At 76.2% G+C, this 5,027-nt stretch carries 7 protein-coding genes and 1 pseudogene; 2 read left to right on the top strand and 6 right to left on the bottom strand.

The genetic code is table 11. The features are described from left to right. From ETD96_RS45480 to ETD96_RS41110, 6 genes and pseudogenes are all read right to left on the bottom strand, one after another. A pseudogene (locus ETD96_RS45480) lies at positions 1–480 on the bottom strand (hypothetical protein); the annotation flags it as partial. Beyond that, positions 477–830 (bottom strand): DUF4286 family protein, encoded by a 354-nt coding sequence (locus ETD96_RS41125; RefSeq protein WP_138641893.1) that lies wholly within the window; start codon positions 828–830, stop codon positions 477–479. The pseudogene ETD96_RS45480 and the gene ETD96_RS41125, both read right to left, overlap by 4 nt. Then, positions 827–1,297, bottom strand: a complete 471-nt coding sequence (locus ETD96_RS41120; protein WP_138641892.1) for a DUF3830 family protein — start codon at positions 1,295–1,297, stop codon at positions 827–829. The genes ETD96_RS41125 and ETD96_RS41120 overlap by 4 nt, the downstream gene beginning before the upstream one ends. After that, positions 1,294–2,022, bottom strand: coding sequence for a DUF4286 family protein (locus tag ETD96_RS45475; protein WP_171069489.1), 729 nt, complete (start codon positions 2,020–2,022; stop codon positions 1,294–1,296). Before ETD96_RS45475 ends, ETD96_RS41120 begins: the two co-directional genes overlap by 4 nt. Then, positions 2,019–2,795 (bottom strand): SDR family NAD(P)-dependent oxidoreductase, encoded by a 777-nt coding sequence (locus ETD96_RS41115; RefSeq protein WP_138641891.1) that lies wholly within the window; start codon positions 2,793–2,795, stop codon positions 2,019–2,021. The genes ETD96_RS45475 and ETD96_RS41115 overlap by 4 nt, the downstream gene beginning before the upstream one ends. Next, positions 2,792–3,724: a cyclase family protein gene (locus tag ETD96_RS41110; RefSeq protein ID WP_138641890.1), complete on the bottom strand. Its 933-nt coding sequence runs from the start codon at positions 3,722–3,724 to the stop codon at positions 2,792–2,794. The genes ETD96_RS41115 and ETD96_RS41110 overlap by 4 nt, the downstream gene beginning before the upstream one ends. A 104-nt stretch (positions 3,725–3,828) precedes the next feature. Between ETD96_RS41110 and ETD96_RS41105 the strand changes: the two genes are divergently transcribed. Both ETD96_RS41105 and ETD96_RS41100 read left to right on the top strand, forming a co-directional pair. After that, complete coding sequence (locus tag ETD96_RS41105) at positions 3,829–4,635, top strand: IclR family transcriptional regulator (RefSeq protein WP_171069488.1); 807 nt, start codon at positions 3,829–3,831, stop codon at positions 4,633–4,635. Then, a partial coding sequence (locus tag ETD96_RS41100; protein WP_240808588.1) for an amidase family protein occupies positions 4,632–5,027 on the top strand: 396 nt, incomplete at its 3' end. The genes ETD96_RS41105 and ETD96_RS41100, both read left to right, overlap by 4 nt.

The raw sequence follows: 5,027 nt of genomic DNA, 5'->3' as shown, positions 1-5,027 counted from the left end.
CGGGACGGGGCGGTCCGCGCGGAGCGGCGGCACCAGGTACCCGGGCAGCGTCGTGCCCTCGTAGGGGATCTCCACCGCCGCCACGGGCGGGTCGGTGACCGCCATGGCGGCGCGGAAGCAGCGCCGCGCGGCCTCGACGCCGGGTGGCGTCCCGGCGCCGCCGATCGCCCGGAGCTGCCCGGAGATCCGGTGGTAGACGGACGCGCGCAGCCACGCGTCCCGCGCGGTGACCGGGTGGCCGCCGGCGTGGGCGGCGCGGGCGTCGCCCTCCACCGCGTCGGCGAGCGCGGAGAACCCGGCCCGCCAGGCGCGCTCGTCCCCGGGGGGCAGGTCCCGCGCGACGGCGTGGACCTCGCTGAAGTCGGCGCCGCCGACGTAGATGTAGCCGAGCAGCCGCATGAACTGCGTCGACCACTCCAGGTCGTCCGGCCAGTAGGCGAACGCCCCGAAGCCGGCGGTGGCGTCCCCGGGCCGGCTCATGACCGCGCCTCCGCGCGTCCCGCGCCGCTCTCCGCGCGTTCCTCCGTGCCGCTCTCCGCGCGCCGCCCGTACACGCGCACGGTGGCCTGCACGTGCGGCGCGAACCGGGACCAGCCCCGGCGGCGGCGGAACTCGGCGCCGTCGAGGACGGCGGGGTCGTCGATCTCGTACAGCGACAGGTACCGGCGGCCGCCGCCGGCGGCGGAGACGTAGCGCTCCCCCGACACGAAGCCGGGGCAGCCGGCGATCTCGGGCAGGTGGACCTCGTCGTACCAGCGGTTCCAGTCGTCCTCGACCGACTCCTCGACCGTCACGTCGACGACGAGCAGCCAGCGGGCAGCGGTGTTCATGCGCCCTCCTCGGCGGCGAGGCGGAGGGCGCCCGCTCCGTGGAAGCGGCGCCTCCGCCCGAAGGCGGCCAGCCCTTCGAGGTTGTCGGTCACCTGGCCGAAGACGGTGACCGTGTTGGGTCCGGAGGGCAGGCGGCACTCGGCGTCGCCGTAGACGACGCAGATCTCCCCGTACTTCCCGTCCCAGGTGAGGTCGCCCGGCCGGACCAGGCGGACCGCGTTCTCGGCCGCGCCCGCGGCGAGGCCGAAGGTCTCGGTGGCCATCAGCATCTCCCCGCTCCACGCGGTGTTGACGACTTGCGTCCGCAGCGGCAGCGCGGCGCGGACGGCGGCGGCGGTCCGCGGCACGCCCTCGTCGTAGAGCAGGACGCCCGCGGACCCGCCGTCCCAGCTCAGCCGGGCGCGGGCGGTGCCGCGCCGGAAGTCGTTCCAGGTGCGCTGGAACCACCAGCCGTCGGCCTCGCTCATGCCCGCGCCCCCTCGTCCGTGCGGCCGGCCCCGTCCGCGGGGTCGGCGTCGATGCGGTTGACGACCCGGTGCAGCGACACCGACCAGTCGGTGACCGCGTCCGCCCAGTGCTCCCAGGCCGCTTGGCCCGCCTCCCGCCGGCGGCGCAGCGCCCCGGCGAAGTCGTCGGGGTCGTCGACCTCGTACACGGCCCAGAACCGGTGGCCGCGGCTCCCGAGGTCGCGGTCGTGCGGGGCGAGCCGCAGCCGGACGGCCCGGTGGAAGCCGGGATTGGCGAGCAGCTCCGGGACGTGCCGCTCCTCGTACCAGGTGTGGAAGTCGCGCTCGTCCCGGTCGGTCGGCAGGTCGACGTCGGCGGTGACGATCGCCCAGTGCGCTCCCTGCGCGCCGTCGCGCGAGCGGGTGCTGAGCAGCGTCCGGTAGGTCCGCTCCCAGTTGAGCAGCCACGTGTCGACGTACCGCTGCCACGGCCCCCAGGGCGGCGCGGCGTCGAGGACGCGGTTGAACTCGTCCACGCCGTCGACCTCGTAGACCGCCGAGTACCGCTGGGGCCGCGCTCCGACGGCGCCGGGGTGGTCGAGCCGCCGCAGCAGCCAGCAGCGGCGGAAGCCCGGCTCGGCCACGTACTCGCGCTGGTGCTCCTCGGCCCACCAGCGGACGAACTCGTCCTCCCGCGCACCGGCCTCCGGCGCGACGTCGGCGCGTACCACGGTGAAGATCGTCATCGCACCCGCCCGGTCTGGATGTGGGACGTCGGGTAGCCGCCGTCCACGGTCAGCGTCGTGCCCACGACGAACGCGGCGTCGTCGGAGGCGAGGTAGGCGATCGCCCGCGCGATGTCGTCGACGGTGCCGAGCCGGCCCGCGAGGGTCGCGGACTCCAGCCGCTCGACGCGGCCGGGCTCGGCGCGCAGGTGCTCGTTCATCGGGGTCGCGGTGAAGCCGGGCGCGACGGCGTTGACGCGGACGCCGCGCGGCGCGAGCTCGACCGCGAGGGTCCGCGCGAGCCCGTCGACGGCGCTCTTGGTCATCCCGTAGGCGGCCTGTCCGGCCATGCCCACGTGCCCGGACACCGACGAGACCAGCACCATCGAGGAGCCTTCGCCCATCAGCGGCGTGAGTGCCTGCGCCACCAGGAACGGCGCGCGCGCGTTGACGGCCCACATGCGGTCGAGTTCGGCGACGGAGATGTCCTGGAAGGGACGCGGCCCGAAGACGCCGGCGCTCTGCACCAGGACGTCGAGGCGGCCGGCGGCCTCGCCGACGCTCGCGGCGAGCGCCCGGATCGAGCCGGCGTCCTCCAGTTCGGCCTCGAACACCCGGTGCCCGCGGCCGGAGTCGGCGAGCAGGTCCTCGTGCGCCGCGGCCGTGCGGCGCGCGTCGCGCGCCACGAGGAGCACCCGCGCGCCCTCGCCGGCCAGCCGCCGCGCGACGCCGGCCCCGATCCCCGAGCTGGCGCCGGTCACCAGGGCGACCCGGCCCTCGAAACGGCCGCTCATACGATCGCCACCGGACGCACCATGGAGCCGGTGGCCCCCCGGACCCGCAGCGACAGGCAGAGGAACAGGAACTCGCTCGCCTCCGCCTCCGCGAGCTGCTCCAGGTAGAGCAGTTCGGCGATGTGCACCCCGGCGCGGGCCAGCAGCCGCACGTGGACGGGGAGGAACGGCCCCGCGTCGCGGGCGGGGAAGCACTCGACGTTCTCGGTGTCGGCGCCGACCAGCACCGCGCCCGCGTCCGCGAGCGCCTCCGCCGCGCTCAGGTCGATCCCGGCGCCGAAGTGCGCCCCGCGCCGCTCGGCGCCCGCGTCCCACACCGACATGTAGCCGGTGCGGATCAGCACCGCGTCGCCGGGGCGCAGCTCGACGCCCTGCCGCTCCGCGGCGGCCCGGACGTCCCCGGCCGTGACGCGCTCGCCCGCGGGGAGCGCGCCGACGCCGCGGAGGGCGGCGATGTCGAGCAGGACGCCGCGGCACACGAACGGGGGGATCGAGGACGCCTCCGCGCGCACCGGGCCGTGGTCGCCGAGGTGCTCGGCCTCGGTGCCGCCGCCGTACCACTCCTCGCCCTCGGTGATGTGGCACAGGGCGTCGACGTGCGTGCCGGTGTGGGTGGAGGCGGCCATGAACTCGGTCATCACGCCGGTGGGCGCGCCCTGCGCGTCCGGCCGGCCCGCGGGGCCGTCGATCCGGCCGCCGCGCGGCGTCCGGTAGGTCGTCATCACGAATGGCGGGTGCGCGTCGAGCACGGGCATCCCGGCCCAGCGCCCGGCGTCCAGGTCGAAGATCCGGCCGGTGCGGGGCATCGCGAGGGCGGCGAGCACGTCCTCCGGGCGCTGCCGGCAGCCGCGTCCCAGCTCCTCGGGCGCGTAGTCCACCCCGGGGAGGGCGCGCTGGCGGAGCACGCCGCCGGTGTCGGTGGCCGTCATGCGGCGCCCCCGGCGGCCTTGACCGGGGCTCCCGGGGCGCTATATCGTCCACATTGCGGGCAATTAGTCTGCATAGCGGACAACGTAGGTCGAGGACGGAGAGCATGTCAAGAGAGCAGGCGCAGGGCTCGGTCAAGGTGCTCACGAAGGCGGTCGCGGTGCTCGACGCCCTCGCCGAGGCGGGCGAGCTGACGCCCGCGCAGCTCAGCGAGCGCCTCGGCGAGCCGCGCGGCACCCTGTACCGGGTGCTCGCCGCGCTGGAGGAGCACGACCTCGTCCAGGCCGGCGCCCGGCGCGGCGGCTACCAGCTCGGCCTCCACCTGTTCACGCTCGGCAACGCCGTCGCCCGCCGCTTCGGCGACGAGCGCGCCGCGGCACTGCCGGCGATGGAGCGGCTGAACGACGCCACCCGGCAGACGGTGTTCCTGACCGTGCGCCGCGGGTTCGACGCGCTGTGCGTCGAACGCATCGACGGCCAGCAGGTCGGCGTGATGATCCTGCCCGTCGGCGGGACGATCCCGCTGCACGGCGGCGCCAACGCGCGCGCCCTGCTCGCCTTCGAGCCCGAGGAGTTCTGGCGGCGGTACGCCGAGCACGCGCCGCTGACGGCGTTCACCCCCGCGACCGAGACCACGCCGGACGGCCTCTACCGGCAGCTGCGCGAGACGCGCGACGCCGGCTACAGCCTCTCCGACCAGGACGTGATCCCGGGCATCGCCTCGATCGGCGCGCCCGTCTTCGACCACGAGGACCGGGTCCGCGCCTCGATCTCCCTCAGCGGCCCCCGCCCGGCCGTGCTGGAGTCCTCCTTCGAGGACAACGTCCGCCTCGTGCGCGAGGCGGCGGCGGAGATCTCCCGGCTGCTCGGGCGGGACGCCGCCGCCCGCACCGCCCCCGCGGAGCGGCGATGAACGGCCGCCCGGCGCCCGCCCCGCCCGCGCCGATCAGCGCCGCCGCCGAACTGGTGGCCTCCAGGGCGCTGTCGCCGGTCGACCTGACCGAGACCTGCCTGCGCGTCATCGAGGCCCGCGAGCCGGACGTGTCGGCGTTCGCGGCCGTCGACGGCGAGCGCGCACTGCGCGAGGCACGGCTGCTCGAGGACGAACTGCTCCGCACGGGACCGCGCTCGCCGCTGCACGGCGTCCCGGTGGCGGTCAAGGACCTCCTCGACGTCGAAGGACTGCCGACCCGCGCCGGATCGCCGGTGCTCGGCGGCGCCCCGCCCGCCGCGTCCGACGCCGCCGCCGTGGCCGCGCTGCGCGCGGCGGGCGCGGTGGTCATCGGGAAGACCCACACCCACGAG

The organism is Actinomadura geliboluensis, from assembly GCF_005889745.1.
Lineage (GTDB): Bacteria > Actinomycetota > Actinomycetes > Streptosporangiales > Streptosporangiaceae > Spirillospora > Spirillospora geliboluensis.
Note: the sequence above shows the minus strand (reverse complement) of the source record. Positions and strands in the feature narration are given on the sequence as shown.

Coding starts and splice junctions, on each gene's coding strand:
- ETD96_RS41125 (WP_138641893.1), bottom strand. CDS start 830: ATGAACACCGCTGCCCGCTGGCTGCTCGTCGTCGACGTGACGGTCGAG.
- ETD96_RS41120 (WP_138641892.1), bottom strand. CDS start 1,297: ATGAGCGAGGCCGACGGCTGGTGGTTCCAGCGCACCTGGAACGACTTC.
- ETD96_RS45475 (WP_171069489.1), bottom strand. CDS start 2,022: ATGACGATCTTCACCGTGGTACGCGCCGACGTCGCGCCGGAGGCCGGT.
- ETD96_RS41115 (WP_138641891.1), bottom strand. CDS start 2,795: ATGAGCGGCCGTTTCGAGGGCCGGGTCGCCCTGGTGACCGGCGCCAGC.
- ETD96_RS41110 (WP_138641890.1), bottom strand. CDS start 3,724: ATGACGGCCACCGACACCGGCGGCGTGCTCCGCCAGCGCGCCCTCCCC.
- ETD96_RS41105 (WP_171069488.1), top strand. CDS start 3,829: ATGTCAAGAGAGCAGGCGCAGGGCTCGGTCAAGGTGCTCACGAAGGCG.